We start from the raw sequence: 14,594 nt of genomic DNA, 5'->3' as shown, positions 1-14,594 counted from the left end.
ATGAATGTGCGCGGATTTACCCTGATTGAGTTGATGATCACGGTCGGCATCGCCGCCATCTTGCTATTGGTCGGGTTGCCCTCCATGAGTCAGCGCCTCGCGGCCGAACGGCTCGATCGCAGCGCGACCGAACTCGCGTCTGCCTACCGTTTTGCCCGCAGTGAAGCGGTCAAGCTGACCCTGCTGGTGGTGCTGCAGGGCACCGAGAACGGTGGCTGGGAGGTGATGGCCGACAGCCAGCGGTTGCGTCAGGCATCAGCTCCCGGTGGCGGCGTGGTGATCAAGCCGTTTGACCCCATCCAGATCGCGCCAACCGGCAGCAGCAGCCACGCCGAGATCATTCTGGCCAATCGCCTCGGTGAGCAGCGGGTGCTCTGCGTGGCCCCGAGCGGCCAGCTGCTGCAAGGGAGCTGCTCATGAGACACGCCGCACTTGCCCGCCAGCAGGGCTTCAATCTGGTGGAGATCATGGTTTCCATGGTGTTGGCGGTGATGGTGTTTCTCGGTCTCGCCAAGGGGCAGGTGGTCTCGTTGCAGCAGGCGCACTACAGCTTGCAGAGCACGCTGGCTACGATCGAGGCGAGCAACAGCGTGGAGCAGATCTGGAGTTCGCTGTGCGAAGTTCAGCGCAAGCCCGAGCGGTTCACCCAGGCCGATTTTCTTGCCCGCTTCACCCTGCACGAGGGCCACCGGCTGGTGCTACCAAACCGTTATAGCGACAACTTTGTGGTCGCTATCGAGTGGCAGGATGAACGGGTCTCCGGCGCCAAGCGAGTGGAGCTGAACGCAGGATTTCCGCCTTTATGCTGAGCGTCCCCTCCCAGCAACGAGGTGTCAGTCTTGTCGAGCTGATGATCTCCATGGTGCTCGGTCTGATGCTGATGCTGGCGATTTTTGCCGGTTACGCCCCGATCAAGAGCACGGTCGAGCAGAGCAAGGCGTTGGAGCAGGCGAACGAAGTGCTGCGCTTTGCCACTCTCACCTTTACCAACAGCATCAAGCAGGCGGATCAGCTGATAGCGGTCACCCCTGATCGCCTGACGCTGGCCTTCAAGGTAGAGGGGGGCAATCAGGTGCTCTCCTGCCTTGGCAACCAGAAAACCGCCGATTTTACCGAGCAGTACCGCTTCACACCGCCGGTACTCAGTTGCGATGACGGAGATGGCCCGCGCCTGTTGCTGGCCCATCTTCAGGATCTTGAATTCGGCCAGCAGGGTGCACTGGTCAATATCCGCATCTTGCCCGAAGGGCTGCCGAGCTATCTGGCACCGGGAGTAGAGGTGCAGGTGGCCCGCCGCAAGGCGGTCTGGGCGGCAGCGTTGGCCACATCCGGTGCCAACGCCACAGCAGGGGGAGCGGGATGAACAAGGGATTACAGGGGCAGCGGGGAGCCGTACTGCTGGTGGTGCTGGTGGTGAGCCTGCTGTCGAGTCTGCTGGTGTTTACCAGCATTCAGGAGAACCAGTTGCAGACTCGCCTGAGCGGCAATTTTCACAAGAAGATCAATGCGCAGCTCAGTGCCGAGCAGGGGATGAACGAGAGTTATCGTGCCCTGTATCAGGCCCTTGGCGCCGAACCGCGGATAGAGTGGGAGCGGCTGGTGCAGAAGGTGCCTGGCAAGGGGGAAGGAGCCATGGCGGGCAGCCGCTTTAGCATCGAACAGCTGGATGCCTCCGCCGGCAGCAAGTTGGCGTTGCAGAGCCATGGTCACTTTCTGGAGGGGAATGCCAGCCTCAACGCCCTGTTTGCCCTTAAGCGCGAGCCCGGCAATCTCATCTTTCAGGATTCGGTGGTGGCGTGTGAAGGGCTCAGCCTCTCCGGTAGCGGTTTTATCGACAGCTACGATTCGCGCAAGGGGGCGTACAAGGAGTCTGTTTCCGGGACTCTTAATCAAGGGCAAAACGCCAAGGTGGCGACCGTCAGCGACAAGGCCAATGTAGTGCTCGCCGGGCACTCCCCCATCTGGGGTGATGTGCGGGCGACCGGCTCGGTGACCTTGAACGGCTCTTCACCTGTTGCAGGTAATGTACTTGCTGGCGGCGATATCACCATTTCTCCCTCTGATGGGGTCGTCAGGGTTGAGGGCAGCGTAAACGGGAGTGGAAATTTTGCCTTGCAAGGGGGGCATATTGCCGGAGCTGTTGCGATCAATGGTGATGTTTCTATGGGTCATGGCACAAGCATTGCTGGCGACAAGTTGAACTATGGTGGGAACGGGGCATTCCTTGATGCCAAGCATCAGAAGTATCTGGATCCCCAGTACCGCACTCATCCCAAGCTGCCACCCGTGGCCGGACAGGTGTGTGACCCGCTCAATGTGGCCGCGCTGCCCAAATCGTTCCCCCCTGCAACATTGCCTATTAATGGCCCGTTGACGCTTGGGGCCACCCAGCAGATGGTGCTGACCACGGATCCCGCCACCGGCTCGGTCACCAGCAGCAACCAGCACAAGCCCGGGCTACCGCTACCCGGCAAGGGGGATCTGTTTGGCAAGGAGCAGACCATTTATCAGCTCGACAGTCTCAATATGGGGGCCGATGCCAGTCTCACCATCAAGGGGGATGTGGTGCTGCTGATCGACAAGGATTTCACCATGACTGGCAGCAACAAGTTGACGGTGAGCGAGGGGAGCAGCCTGACCCTGATCGTCAGCGGCAAGGTCGATCTCGGGGCCGGTGCCGAGGTGACGGCAGTCAAGCAGGGGCTGACCGCTGGCGGTACGCCCGCTATCTCCCTCTATTCCGCGTATAGCGGCAAGGATGGGATCAAGCTGTCGGGCAATACGCCGCTTTATGCCGCCCTCTATGCCCCGCTCACCGAGATGAAGATCAGCGGAAGTGGAGGTCTGTACGGGGCGGTGCGGGCAAAACACCTGACCGAGAGTGGCGCGGGCGGTGTGCACTATGACGAGGCGCTGGGCATGGCAGATTTGGGCGAAGATCAGGGGCCGCCTCCGACACTGGCACTGCGGCAGTGGCACTTTGTGCAGTGAGGCTGGCGAGCCGCTAAAAAGGATCGAACGGGGCGCGCAACTGTGAGAAGGTGGAGATCTGTCCACCCAGTCGTTCACTGTTGAGGAGAGCTCCATGCCAGGCCCCGCTCGTGCCGGTGCCCTGATCTATGCCAAGGATCCGGGCCTGCTGACCCACTTTTACCGTACGCTGCTGCAGATGGTGGTCTGCAGTCAGGATGAGCAGCTGGTGGTGCTGGAAAACAGCGATATCCAGCTGCTGATCCACGCCATTCCTGCGCCCTATGCCGGGCAAGTTGTTATCAAGCGGCCGCCGGAATTGCGGGAAGAGGGGGCCATCAAGCTCTTCTTCACCGTCTCCAGCCTCGCCTGGGCAGAAGCGAAGGCAGCGGATCTCGGCGGCGGCCTGCTGCCACAGCAGTGGACGGGGCCCGGCTTTGTGGTGCGCAACGCCTTCGACCCTGAGGGCAATATCCTGCAACTGCGCGAGTTGCTGGGTTCCCCGGACCCCCTCTGAACCCTCTCTTTTTACAGCATGGTGGTGGCGTGCTGTGCCATGCACCGCCATAAAAATGAACCGCCATAAAAACGGGGCCCTGTAGTGGTCAACTAAAAAGGGCCCCGTTCTGCTGTTAGCTTACTGCGCTCATTACTTCAGGTAGCGCTGTTCCAAATGCTGGCGCAGCCAGTGCGGGTTGAGCGCTTCACCGGTGGCACGGCGCACCAGCTCGTCGGTGCTGTGCAGGCTCCCCTGTGACCAGATGTTGCGTCCGAGCCAGCCGAAGATCTCCGGCAGGCGGCCCGCCGCGATCACCTCACCCATGCTGCCCAGCTCTTTTTCGAGGGCAAAGCGCAGCTGGGCGGCATACATGGCGCCCAGGGTGTAGCTCGGGAAGTAGCCGAACGAGCCGTCGGTCCAGTGAATATCCTGCATGCAGCCATTGCGGTAGTTTCCCTTGGTGGAGAGCCCCAGCCACTGCTGCATCTTGGCGTCCCACAGCTCGGGGATGTCGGCCACCTCGATCTTCCCTTCCACCAGATCGCGCTCCAGCTCGTAGCGCAGGATAACGTGGGCCGGATAGGTCACCTCGTCCGCATCGACCCGGATAAAGCCCGGCTCGACCCGGCTGTAGAGCCTGGCCAGATTGTCCGGCGCAAACGCCGCCTGCTCGCCGAAGTGGTGACGAATGCGTGGCGCCAGCAGCGCGAGGAAGGCCGGATGATGCCCCAGCTGCATCTCGCAAAACAGGCTCTGGCTCTCGTGGATCGCCATGGAGCGGGCCTCGGCCACCGGCTGACCCTGCAGATGACGCGGCAGCCCCTGCTCGTAACGGGCGTGACCGGTTTCGTGCACTATGCCCATCAGGCTGGAGACAAACTCCTGCTCGTTATAGCGGGTGGTGATCCGCACGTCGGTCGGCACGCCGCCGCAGAAGGGGTGGCTGCTCACATCGAGCCGGCCATGGGCGAAATCAAAGCCGAGCAGTCCCATCACCTCCTGACCGAGCGCCTGCTGGGTCGGGATGGGGAAGGGGCCTTGCGGCAGCAGCAGGGCATCGCCCTTCTGCTGTTCACTCACGGTCTGGATAAGAGCCGGTAGCCAGCTGGCCAAATCGCCGAAGATCTGATCGAGCCGTACGCTGGTCATGCCCGGCTCATAGAGGGCCAGCATGGCGTCGTAGGGGCGCACATCAAGCGCATCGGCCCGCAGTTGCGCCACTTCACGGGAGAGTTTCACCACCTCCTCGAGATTGGGGGCAAAACCGGCCCAGTCGTTTTGCTTGCGCTGGCTGCGCCAGGCGTGCTCGCACTTGCTGCCAGCGAGCGATAGCGCTTCGACCAGCTCACCGGGCAGCAGGCTGGCATCTTGCCACTGGCGCTTGATCTCGCCGAGGTTGGCCCGTTGCACTTCATCGAGCGGCTCACTCTCGGCCTTGGCAATCCAGTCGCCCAGCTCGGGAGCGGTGCGCTTCTGGTGGATCAGCAGACCGAGTTCGGCCATCGCTTCGGCGCGGGCATCATTGCCCCCTTCCGGCATCATGGCCGCCTGATCCCAGCCGCAGATGGCGGCGAGGTGGCTAAAGCGGTGGATCTGCTGCTGATGTTGTTCAAGCTTTTGATATGACATGGGATTGTCCTTGTTATCGTCCCTGATGGTATGCCGCCCCGTACCTGGCATGATCGGGGCCGTTCGATGCTAACACCGCCGCTGTATAGTTGACCACCTTCATGCTGGCGGGCAAAAGACGTGGGAGCGAAACGCGGATTAGCCGAGTCGCTTCTGGTGCCGTTCGCGGTTTTCCGCTTTTTTGCGTTCGCTTTTACGCAGCAGCACGTATAGAGCACCGCTGCCGCCGTGGCGACGCTCGGCGCTGTGGATTGCCATGACGGCGGGCAGTTGCGGCAACCAGGCGCTGACATAGCTTTTCAGCAGGGCGCGCGGGGTGCTGCGCTCTCCCTTGCCGTGCAGGATCAGCAGGCAGCGGATATCCCGGACTTCACAATCCGCAATGAACTGCACCAGCGTCTGGCGCGCCTCATTGAGGGTTTTCTGGTGCAAGTCCAGGCTGGCCTGCAGCTCGTATTTGCCGAGCCGCAGCTTCTTGTAGACCCCCTCCTGCACCCCATCACGCTTGAAGCCGACGATTTCGTGCGGATCTAGCATCTCGATGGCCTCCATGGTGAGGTGGTCGAGGGCGAGTTGTTCGGCAGTGGCAGCCTGGCGGCGAGCGAGCTGCGCCTCGGTCGGGGCGGATTTGGCCGCATGGGGATGGATGTTGTCGCTGCGAATGGGCCGCACGTCGGCCACTTCATTCATGAATAGCGAGAGTTCGTCGTTATGAGACACGGCAGGCTCCCCATAAGAAAAAGTGGGGGCCATTATAACGGCCGCAACCGGCACAGAAAACGGGGAAAGGGGCAGGGGATAAGGGGCGCCCAGCATGGACACTGGTGCAGTCTGGCTCGGGAATCACAGTCGCGAACCATAAAACAGCACAGGCGGTCAGTGTGAGCTGCCGCCTGTGGTCAGAGGATTATTTTCCCTCTTTGGGCTGTTGAGAATGGGGTTGCTGTGAATGAGGCGGTTGCGAGTGCATCACCTTGTAGATGAAGTAGGCCGCGTAAGAGCTGATGAGCAAGAAGGTGCCGATAATCACCAGCATCGACATCAATCCCACGCTGTTGCCAAACATCAGGTCCAGCCAAAAGTCCATTTTATTGCTCCTGTCACCCGGTTGATGACAGGCATGATAAATACCTCTTTGCCCCGTCCGGGATGATCCCGATCAACTCCCTTGCAGGTTGTTTAATAACCAGCGCGATCTGTGATCGTTCTCACTGGACTCCTTGCTACCGAGCCTGCACAGGGCCCGGTGTGGTGAGCGGGGTAATGCGCCACCCTTGCTGCTCCAGCAACGCCAGCAACCCCTGTTCGCCGTAAAGGTGCAGGGCGCCTACCACGATAAAGCTCTCGTTGGGCAGGGCGGACCATTTCTTCAGCCAGTTGTGGTTGCGCTCGGCCAGCAGAGTCTGCTCCATCCAGCTCTGTAGCGCGGGCGGGGCCATCTCCTCCTTGAGCAGATTGATCAGCGTCGCCTCATCCCCCTGCTGCCACGCCTTCATCACGGCGGCGAAACCACTCTCCAGCATCGGTAGCTCATCCAGGGTGCTGGCGAGCATCAGGGTCTGGTTGTCACCCACGCTGGCCAGATAACCGAGCTGCTCCAGCAGGGTTTCAAAACCCACTACCGGTTTGCCCTCTTTGGCGGCCCGGGTAGCGAAGTGCTGGTCTATCCCGAGTTCACTCTTGAAGTCGGAGCGGGCCATGGCGGCCTGGGTCAGGGTAATGGCGGCAAACCAGGGGCGCAGGGTGGCGAGGGTCGCCTCGTCGATGCCATAGCGGGCGCCCGCCATCAGGGTGCGTTGATAGAGCTCGGCAGGCAGATGATCTTTGAGCGGTTTGCCATCCACCAGTCGGGTGAGTGAGCCGGTCTGTTGCCACTGATCCGGCGTGATGCTGTTCATGTCCACCTCCATCACCAGTGCGCGACTCTGCAGCCAGGCACGCTCCACTGACTCGGGCAGAGGATAGAGGGCTGGTTTGCCCGCATGGATGGAGCCCAGCAGCCAGTGTTGCTGGTTGCCCTTGCTCACCCGATAGAAGGCGGGATCGGCAAAGGCGTGCAGCGGTAGCAGCAGGCAGAGCAGGAAGGCAAAGAGGGTGCGATGAAATCTCATGGGGATCCTTAATATGCGCCGGGTGACTTCTCTTGCTGACAATAACCCCTATGATAAGTCCTCATTTCAGATAACCAAGAGGTTTGCCATGCCCCATCTTCGTTTTCGCGCCGTGGCGCTCGAGACCGTGCAACAGGTGAGCGGCCCGCTGCTGGCCGAGCTTTGCGAGCTGACCGGCGGCAAGCCGGAGTTTGTCACCATGGAGCGGGTGGAGAGCTGCTGGATCCGTAACGGCGAGCCAGAGGCGGGATTTCCGTTTGTCGAGTTGCACTGGTTCGAACGGCCGCAGGAGATGCAGGACGCCGCCGCGCGCCTTATCACGCGCCATTTGAAGCAGGTGCTGGGGGAGCAGACCTATGTGGTGGTGCAGGTGGTTCCTTTGGTCAAGAGCGCCTACTACAGCAATGGCGAGCACTATTGAAGAGAGGGACAAACCAGGTTGGCGGGACGGGTGACGCAGCTACCCGGCTAACGCCACTTGAGCGGCAGGATGCTTATCGTCAATCACGGGATCAGGCTGATTTGGCCAGCAGTTTATCGAGCCAGCGAGTGGGCAATACCCGTCGCAGGAAGGCAAACAGCCGGGTTGGAGTGGTCACAGGATAGCGCGCCTTGGGATGGGCGTGGGTCAGCGCATGGAGCAGCGGCGGGATGCAGGCTTCGCTTGGGAGGGTAAAGCCGCTGGTGGCCCCCTCTTTTTCCAGCCGTGTCAGGGTCTGGCGGTAGGCCGACTGATGACGGCTCTGGGCCGGATCGATGTGCCGCAAGAAGGCGCTGCGGGCATTGGCACGAAAACGGGTATCGATGGGGCCCGGTTCAATCAGGCTGATATGTACCCCGCTACCCGCCAGTTCGAGGCGTAGAGTGTCGCTATAACCTTCCAGCGCAAATTTGCTGGCGTTGTAGGCGCCGCGATACTTCATGGCAACCAGTCCCAGAACCGAGCTGTTCTGCACTATCCGCCCCTCTTTGGCCTCCAGCATCGGCGGCAGCACCTGACGGATCAGATGGTGCCAGCCAAACAGGTTGGTATTGAACTGCTCCCTGAGCGCCTCGATGGGCAGATCTTCCAGCGCCCCGGGTTGGCCATAAGCGCCGTTGTTGAACAGGCCATAGAGGCGCCCGCCCGCCAGATGGAGCGCCGCACTGGCACCCAGCTCGATGGAAGCAGGGTCCGCCAGATCCAGCTGTACCGCCAGCAATCCCTGTTGCTGCAAACGGGCCACATCTTCCGCCTTGCGTGCCGAGGCGATCACGGTAAAACCGTGCTGCCCCAGCGCCTGTGCGGCGGCGAGGCCAATACCGCTGGAACAACCGGTGATCAGAACAAAACGGGGCATGATGGGAAATCTCTATACGATGTATCGCTTGAGGATACATGAAACAAAAGCCCGCATAAAAGCGGGCTAAGTGTGATAAACAGTACTTCTTACAGGTTTTGCGCTGCCCAAGAGATAAAATCGCGTTTCTCGGTTGGGGTCATTTTGTCAAACCAGAATCGAGCTTGTTGGGAGGCTGAGCCACTGATATCGGAAGGCTGAATGGATTTTGTGGCTACAGCTGCGGGAATAACTTTGCTGCCTTGTGTCGGCAAGTCATATACGTTTTTCACATTACCCTGCATTGCACCTGCCAGTTGAGGTAGCGCCGCTGGTTGGTTGCTACGGTTAAATGCGTCAAGCTCTTCGCCAAAATTACGAAGCACGGACATATTGGTCATAGAGACCAGCTCACCAAGTTTGTATGAAACGGTGTTGCCGGATGACGAGAGTTTCCATTGTGGTTGTTTGTCAAACGCCTCTCCTCGCTCCCATGTTTGCAACCTCGGTGCTTCTACCGATATTGCTTGGTTTGCAGCATTAAATGTCAATACATGTACATGAGAGTTATATTTTTTTGTATTGTTTTTATCTTTGACTAATTGAGAGATTTTAATCGCAATTTGATTGTCTCCGTCGGACAAAGATTGATTGTCTACCTTGCCAATAAACAGCGGGGAGTCAACCGGAATACCATTGACCGCAACGAGTTCTACCCCTCTGCCTATTTCCAGATTGACTGCAGCCTGACTGACAGAGGGTAGTGTGGCGATTAATGCTGCCATAATGGTCTTTTTCATTTCTGGTTTACCTCTTGTCTTCATCACAACTAAAAAGGCGGGCCCTGTAAGGGCCCGCCAAGTAGGCATTAAATACAGGGAACACAAGCCAGGGTTTAGAAGTAGTATTCTACGCCCATGCCCAGACCAAACTCTTTATCGCCATCTTGTACCACTGACAGACCACGGCGCTGCAGATAGTAAGGACGAACATAGGCAACGGCGGAGTCATCCAGGAAGTACATGGCTTGACCGGAGATGATGGAGTCGCTGAACTCGGTCACCTTAAAGTCGCCAGCCGCCGTTTCAAATTCAGGCTTCAGGTTGGCGGCATAGGCGAGTTTGAACTGCCACAGACCTGTGTTGTATATCGTGGCCAAGGTATAGCTATCTTGTGACATGCCGTTCAATTGTGAGGTGCCTACACCGATAACATTCAAGTCCATGTCGGTATAATCGGCGGTCAGGCGCTTATAGGCACCGTAGAAGCCGAGGCCATTGTCAAAGTTCAGCTCGAAGCCCAGCAGATAGGCATTTGAGTCGCCTGTTCCGCTAGTATGCGTAAGGATGGTATCGCCACCCTTCTGGGTTTTGTTAAACGCGCCATCTCCGATTTTGCGGTCAGTTCCTTTTTCATAGGTCGCGTGCAGAGTCAGCGGACCGGTATTGTAGTGGGCGCCCAAGCCATAGAAGTTGGAGCTCGCATCATCGGTATTGTTACCACGGCCCAGCGCCAGGTTGTAGCTGAAGCCGCTATGGTTGGCGGAGTCAAAGCGGATCATGTTGGATTGACGGTCGTAGTTACCACCACCGATGATGTCGCCGCGCCAGTCCATCACTTTACCGGTAGAGATACTGCTGTACGGCCAGTCAAGCACTTCATAGAGCGGTGTTAGCATACGGCCTGCGCGAACTTTACCTATCCCTTCCCACTCGAAACCACCGAAGGTATCGCGCACACCCAGCTTGCCGTCACCGCCAGACTCACCGACGTTGCCGGATTCGATTTGCCAGATAAACTTGGGGCCGTTGGCAAAATCCTTGCTGCCACGAAAACCGATGCGAGATTCATTTTCGATCTTGATGGGGTTCTCGTATCCGCCATTGGCATCAACGGTTGCCCAGTCAGCACCAGTCCAGGCAGAGATTGCGATCTGGCCATAGATGTCGACATTCTTGATATCTGCATGAGCAGGCAGTGCGAAAGCTGAAGCAATGACAACAGCCAGTGCGGATTTATTGAACATAAGATAGCTCCTGATTTTATGGACTTAGCTTTTTTTTTCGGCAGTTGGCTGTGTGCCTTCCGCTCGATTATCGGTATTGCAATCAACACCCCGAAGGGCAAAAAATCTTGTCTTGGCTACCTGCAAACCCGGATGTCTTGGCACATCTCTAGTTCGCAGTCCTGATCATCACATGTTGTTTTTTTATGTTCCGATTCTTGGCTATCGGACAACTCCAAGAGTACGTTCGCGGTGCGAAATATCAATGAAAAGTTCCCTCAACGTTTCAAAAGTATGACCGAGTGCAAATAATCATGGGCAAGGTCGTAAACAGCCTCATGGCAGGTATCACGGTGATGAGAGCGTTTTCTTGAGGCCGCAGCCAGCGCCAGTGCGGGTTTTCATCCGGTACGGGGGAAGAGGTGTCAGTTAACCTGCCGATAACAGATAATTTTGTGCTACAAAAAAACTTTCCCTCTGGTTGAGGGAAAGTGATCTGGCAAAGCTGTGGGGCGAATAGCGGTCAGCCTTGCTGGCCGAGGATGCGGGGGATCTGCTGCGCCTGATGGTGGATATGGGAGGAGACCTGCACCGAGAGCTGACTCACCTGACGGGCATGCTGATGGATACGGGCGATCAGATCGGCAAAACTGGCTAGCTTGTGTTCCTGACTTTTGGCGTTGTCGGCGCCTTGCAGGGCGATCACTGCGGTGTTGCGGGCGATCTCCCGCACTGCCTGGGTGGTCTGGCGCAGTTGTTCCGCCTGCGCCCGCTGGCGGCTTGATTCGCTGGTGATCCGGTTCAGTACAGTGCCAAGTTGTTCGCCGGATTGGGTCAGGCGCCCCAGAATATCGGTGATCTGGTTGAGGGATTGCTGGGTATTGGCCGAGAGGTGGCGCACTTCATCGGCAACCACGGCAAAGCCGCGTCCCTGTTCCCCTGCGCGGGCCGCTTCGATGGCAGCGTTGAGGGCCAGCAAGTTGGTCTGCTGAGCGATATGACCGATCACATCGACAATGGCCGTCACATCGGCAACCGAGCGGGTGAGGGCTTGCAGCGCCTCATCGCTTTCGTCAATCGCCAGTCCGGTCTGATGAGTGGCGTGTAGCATGCTCCCCACCAGATCTTCGCTCTGGCTCATCGCCTGTTCGTTATGGTGGGCATGCTGGGCGATGTCGGCGGCGACCTGATGGACTTCTCCGGCCAGCTGGTTCAGCTCATCCATCATCTGGCCGCTCTCGTCGACCACCTGTTCGGTGGTGCGGGTGCTGTGATGGATCTCGTCAACCTGGCTGACCATTCCTTGCAGGCTGAGGGATACCGCTGACAGCTGCCCCTCTTTCTGTTGTTGGTCCAGTTGCAGGCGACCGATCAGCCGGTTGTAGCTGGCAACGATATCGGCCAGCTCGTTGCGATCGCGCCCGGTAGGCAACGGCTCGGCCTGCCCCGTCTGATCGAGCTGCAGAAAGGCTCCGCGCAGTCGCAACAAGGGAGCGAGCAGCCAGCGTCGTTGCACCAGCGCAAACAGCAGGGCGACAACCACCAGGCAGAGCGCCAGCGTACCGAGGATGGTGGCCAGCTCCTGATTGACTGCTTGCCGATCGCGGGAAAGTTGTTCCCCCATCTGTCTGGTCGCTTGCAACATGGCCATGATGTCTTGCTGCACGGTCTGGCGGCCAGCCTGTTGTTGCTGAAGCGCTGTGCGGCTGTTGGCCAGCTCCTGTGGATAGCGGCCCAGCAGCGAGCGTAATTCGCTGCGTGGTTGATCTCCCAGCTCCTTTCGCACCGGCTCCCCCAGCGTGAATTCATCGGCGGGCGCCTCTTCGTACAGGCCGAGCAGCGGCAAGGCTTGCAGCGCTTGCGCCTGTTTTTGCAGTGCCTCCAGCTCGAAGCGGATCCCTTCGAGCAGCTTTTCATTGCCCTGCTCCATATAGCTTTGGCGCAAATGGGCGAGGCGCGGCAGGCCCGCCAGGATCTCGGCCGCACCGCGGCGATATTGCTGTGCCGCGGCAGATTGTTCCGTGTTGGCACCTTGCTCCCCATAGCGGATCAGCTCCATGGCCTGGCTGCCCAGCTCACTCTCGGCATTTTGCAGCAGCAGCTGGCTGTTGCCCGAGAGCTTGCCTGCGGCCTGATAGTCGTGTGCGATGCGCTGCGCCATCTGTTCGAGTTGCTGTCTGAGCGGGGCTGCCACGGCATCATCCTGAGCGGCCAGCGAGGAGAGCGCTTGCTGGCGGACCTTCTCCGCTGCTGTCAGTTGTTGCGGATCGCCGCTGTTGAGGTAGTCACGCAGACTGTTTTGCAGGGTCACTGTCACCAGTTGTTGCAGCGTCTCGTGCTGATGCTGGGCCTGATTGGTACGGGCAAGCTGCTGCCAGCCGTGGTAGAGGGCCAGCGCCTGTCCTCCCGCGACCAGTAACAAAACAAGGGAGGAGAGGGTGGCGTAATGGGCGATTTTCACGGGGTAATTCCTGTCAGCACAGACCATGGGGGAGCGTGGCCCGAGCCTAAACAGGGATGATGGCGTTTTTATGACAGCATGGTCAGGTGGCCCTATTTTACCGACTTAACTGGCTGGGGATGCCAGTGCTCTGTTGCGTTGGCCCAGCATACCGAGCAGGGCGCCGCCCATGATAAGTGCACCGGCCAGCAGATGGCGCGAGGTCAGCCTTTCTCCATTGAGCAACACCAGCAGCAAGGTACTCAGCAGCGGTGTCAGGTAGGCAAGGGCACCGATCCGGCGTGGATCGCCGTCTCGCAGTGCCAGATACCAGGTCACAAAGGCCGCCCCCATGGGGCCCAGCGCCAGCCCGATGATGAGCCACCAGTCACTGGTGGGGATCTGCGCGAGTGGCAGGGGCCCCTCCAGCAGACGGGCAAGCAGCAGCGCCAGCAAACCCGCGGGCAGACAGGCTGCCGCAGTGACCACGGCGGGGGCTGGCGGCAGACGGCGTGATAATACCGAGTAGGCTCCCCAGACGACAGCTGCACCGAGCGCCAACAGGTATCCCGGCAGATAGGTCTGCTGTAGTTGCAGCTCGCCGTTGACCATCACCAGCATGGAGCCCGCCAGACCAAAGGCGCCAGCCAGCAGGTGACGGGCATGGAGTGGATGGCCGGGCAACAACAGCGGGGTGAACAGAATGATGCAGAGCGGCCAGAGGTAGTTGATGAGGTTGGCCTCCAGCACCGGGGCATGGCGAAAGCTCATAAAGAGCAGCAGATGGTAGAGCAGCAATGCCGTAACCGTCACCAGCCAGGTAATAGGGCGAGCGCGCCATTGGCGCCAAAACGGCAAGGCCCCGACCCCGCAGAAAAACAGCACCAGCCCGACCAGCACCAGTGGTGACACGCTGGTGACCCGTGACGTCAGCGCCGCCAGCGAGGCCCACAGCACAATGGTCAGCAGTGCAAAACCGGTGGATCTATCCCACCAGGAACATCCGGACATCCAACACTCCTTTGCAAGATGAAGCAGGGCTTGGCCTCAAAGACAAGCCGAAGAGAAGCAGTCTATCAGAGAGCGCATGCTCTGAACGCAGAAAGGAGAGGGTCATTACGGTTGGATGGTCGGATTCATTGTAGCCAAAAACGACCAAGGGGTTAGCATCGTGAAGATGCCAACCCCTTGTTTAGTATGGTGTAGTGGTCAACTAAATCCGGACACTTGGTTAGGCCGATCCTCGGCTTTTGCTGGCGGTATCCCGTCATTGTGGTGATGTGGACGCCGCCAGTTGTAGTAATCCATCAGGTAGTAACTGATATCCCGCTTTGCCTCCCGCAGGCTTATATATCCCGTTGCCGGAAGCCACTCTGACTTCAGGCTCCTGAACAGTCGCTCCATCGGGGCATTATCCCAGCAGTTTCCACGCCGACTCATGCTCTGGGTTATGCGATAACGCCACAGTCGTTGCCGAAATGCCCGACTGCCATATTGGCTGCCCTGGTCGGAGTGAAATAGCACACCGGATGGGCAACCCCGCTGCTGATAGGCCATCTCCAGTGCTTTGATTGCCAATTCTGCATCAGGTTTATCAGACATCGCCCAGCCCACGACCCGC

At 59.0% G+C, this 14,594-nt stretch carries 16 protein-coding genes; 6 read left to right on the top strand and 10 right to left on the bottom strand.

Translation table 11 applies throughout. The annotated features are described in order from the left end of the window. From ACB040_RS19495 to ACB040_RS19475, 5 genes are all read left to right on the top strand, one after another. Window positions 1-420, top strand: coding sequence for a GspH/FimT family pseudopilin (locus ACB040_RS19495; RefSeq protein WP_338773953.1), 420 nt, complete (start codon window positions 1-3; stop codon window positions 418-420). Next, window positions 417-809 (top strand): prepilin-type N-terminal cleavage/methylation domain-containing protein, encoded by a 393-nt coding sequence (locus tag ACB040_RS19490; RefSeq protein WP_120414906.1) that lies wholly within the window; start codon window positions 417-419, stop codon window positions 807-809. Before ACB040_RS19495 ends, ACB040_RS19490 begins: the two co-directional genes overlap by 4 nt. Further along, window positions 803-1,363 (top strand): PilW family protein, encoded by a 561-nt coding sequence (locus tag ACB040_RS19485; RefSeq protein ID WP_371156143.1) that lies wholly within the window; start codon window positions 803-805, stop codon window positions 1,361-1,363. Before ACB040_RS19490 ends, ACB040_RS19485 begins: the two co-directional genes overlap by 7 nt. Further along, on the top strand, window positions 1,360-2,991 hold the full coding sequence (locus tag ACB040_RS19480) for a hypothetical protein (RefSeq protein ID WP_371156145.1): 1,632 nt from the start codon (window positions 1,360-1,362) through the stop codon (window positions 2,989-2,991). The genes ACB040_RS19485 and ACB040_RS19480 overlap by 4 nt, the downstream gene beginning before the upstream one ends. A 94-nt stretch (window positions 2,992-3,085) precedes the next feature. Beyond that, a complete protein-coding gene (locus ACB040_RS19475; RefSeq protein WP_042080670.1) occupies window positions 3,086-3,487 on the top strand; it encodes a VOC family protein in 402 nt (133 codons plus the stop codon). 132 nt (window positions 3,488-3,619) lie between these two features. Here the strand turns inward: ACB040_RS19475 and ACB040_RS19470 are convergent, their stop codons facing one another. The 4 genes from ACB040_RS19470 to ACB040_RS19455 form a co-directional block, all read right to left on the bottom strand. Then, window positions 3,620-5,098 carry a carboxypeptidase M32 gene (locus tag ACB040_RS19470; protein WP_338773961.1) on the bottom strand — a complete coding sequence of 493 codons (1,479 nt, stop codon included), beginning with the start codon at window positions 5,096-5,098 and terminating at the stop codon, window positions 3,620-3,622. Between the two features lie 138 nt (window positions 5,099-5,236). Further along, entirely contained in the window at window positions 5,237-5,818 is a 582-nt protein-coding gene (gene smrA, locus ACB040_RS19465; RefSeq protein WP_042080672.1) for a DNA endonuclease SmrA, read from the bottom strand. A 187-nt stretch (window positions 5,819-6,005) separates the two neighbouring features. Continuing rightward, window positions 6,006-6,185: a DUF3149 domain-containing protein gene (locus ACB040_RS19460; protein WP_005338733.1), complete on the bottom strand. Its 180-nt coding sequence runs from the start codon at window positions 6,183-6,185 to the stop codon at window positions 6,006-6,008. Window positions 6,186-6,321: 136 nt separating this feature from the next. Next, complete coding sequence (locus ACB040_RS19455; RefSeq protein WP_069526495.1) at window positions 6,322-7,209, bottom strand: TraB/GumN family protein; 888 nt, start codon at window positions 7,207-7,209, stop codon at window positions 6,322-6,324. 88 nt (window positions 7,210-7,297) lie between these two features. Between ACB040_RS19455 and ACB040_RS19450 the strand changes: the two genes are divergently transcribed. Next, the gene (locus ACB040_RS19450; RefSeq protein WP_338773964.1) at window positions 7,298-7,630 is read left to right on the top strand and encodes a DUF1904 family protein; all 333 of its coding nucleotides are present in this window, start codon (window positions 7,298-7,300) and stop codon (window positions 7,628-7,630) included. A 91-nt stretch (window positions 7,631-7,721) separates the two neighbouring features. Here the strand turns inward: ACB040_RS19450 and ACB040_RS19445 are convergent, their stop codons facing one another. From ACB040_RS19445 to ACB040_RS19420, 6 genes are all read right to left on the bottom strand, one after another. Next, entirely contained in the window at window positions 7,722-8,549 is an 828-nt protein-coding gene (locus tag ACB040_RS19445; RefSeq protein WP_371156149.1) for an SDR family oxidoreductase, read from the bottom strand. 89 nt (window positions 8,550-8,638) lie between these two features. Beyond that, window positions 8,639-9,328, bottom strand: a complete 690-nt coding sequence (locus ACB040_RS19440) for a DUF2057 family protein (RefSeq protein ID WP_338773967.1) — start codon at window positions 9,326-9,328, stop codon at window positions 8,639-8,641. Window positions 9,329-9,423: 95 nt separating this feature from the next. Then, a complete protein-coding gene (locus ACB040_RS19435) occupies window positions 9,424-10,554 on the bottom strand; it encodes a porin (protein WP_047439344.1) in 1,131 nt (376 codons plus the stop codon). 502 nt (window positions 10,555-11,056) lie between these two features. After that, entirely contained in the window at window positions 11,057-12,994 is a 1,938-nt protein-coding gene (locus ACB040_RS19430; RefSeq protein ID WP_338773969.1) for a methyl-accepting chemotaxis protein, read from the bottom strand. A 105-nt stretch (window positions 12,995-13,099) separates the two neighbouring features. Next, on the bottom strand, window positions 13,100-13,984 hold the full coding sequence (locus ACB040_RS19425; RefSeq protein WP_338773970.1) for a DMT family transporter: 885 nt from the start codon (window positions 13,982-13,984) through the stop codon (window positions 13,100-13,102). Between the two features lie 198 nt (window positions 13,985-14,182). Beyond that, window positions 14,183-14,594 (bottom strand): DDE-type integrase/transposase/recombinase (locus tag ACB040_RS19420; RefSeq protein ID WP_371156152.1); only part of this gene is annotated, 412 nt, incomplete at its 5' end.

It is taken from the genome of Aeromonas sp. S11(2024) (assembly GCF_041402345.1).
In the GTDB taxonomy this organism is placed as follows: domain Bacteria; phylum Pseudomonadota; class Gammaproteobacteria; order Enterobacterales; family Aeromonadaceae; genus Aeromonas; species Aeromonas veronii.
The sequence above is the reverse complement of the archived record's forward strand: the minus strand, read 5'-3'. Positions and strand labels throughout refer to the sequence as shown.

Coding starts and splice junctions, on each gene's coding strand:
- ACB040_RS19435 (WP_047439344.1), bottom strand. CDS start 10,554: ATGTTCAATAAATCCGCACTGGCTGTTGTCATTGCTTCAGCTTTCGCA.
- ACB040_RS19490 (WP_120414906.1), top strand. CDS start 417: ATGAGACACGCCGCACTTGCCCGCCAGCAGGGCTTCAATCTGGTGGAG.
- ACB040_RS19440 (WP_338773967.1), bottom strand. CDS start 9,328: ATGAAAAAGACCATTATGGCAGCATTAATCGCCACACTACCCTCTGTC.
- ACB040_RS19460 (WP_005338733.1), bottom strand. CDS start 6,185: ATGGACTTTTGGCTGGACCTGATGTTTGGCAACAGCGTGGGATTGATG.
- ACB040_RS19495 (WP_338773953.1), top strand. CDS start 1: ATGAATGTGCGCGGATTTACCCTGATTGAGTTGATGATCACGGTCGGC.
- ACB040_RS19450 (WP_338773964.1), top strand. CDS start 7,298: ATGCCCCATCTTCGTTTTCGCGCCGTGGCGCTCGAGACCGTGCAACAG.
- ACB040_RS19425 (WP_338773970.1), bottom strand. CDS start 13,984: ATGTCCGGATGTTCCTGGTGGGATAGATCCACCGGTTTTGCACTGCTG.
- ACB040_RS19445 (WP_371156149.1), bottom strand. CDS start 8,549: ATGCCCCGTTTTGTTCTGATCACCGGTTGTTCCAGCGGTATTGGCCTC.
- ACB040_RS19485 (WP_371156143.1), top strand. CDS start 803: ATGCTGAGCGTCCCCTCCCAGCAACGAGGTGTCAGTCTTGTCGAGCTG.
- ACB040_RS19470 (WP_338773961.1), bottom strand. CDS start 5,098: ATGTCATATCAAAAGCTTGAACAACATCAGCAGCAGATCCACCGCTTT.
- ACB040_RS19480 (WP_371156145.1), top strand. CDS start 1,360: ATGAACAAGGGATTACAGGGGCAGCGGGGAGCCGTACTGCTGGTGGTG.
- ACB040_RS19475 (WP_042080670.1), top strand. CDS start 3,086: ATGCCAGGCCCCGCTCGTGCCGGTGCCCTGATCTATGCCAAGGATCCG.
- ACB040_RS19455 (WP_069526495.1), bottom strand. CDS start 7,209: ATGAGATTTCATCGCACCCTCTTTGCCTTCCTGCTCTGCCTGCTGCTA.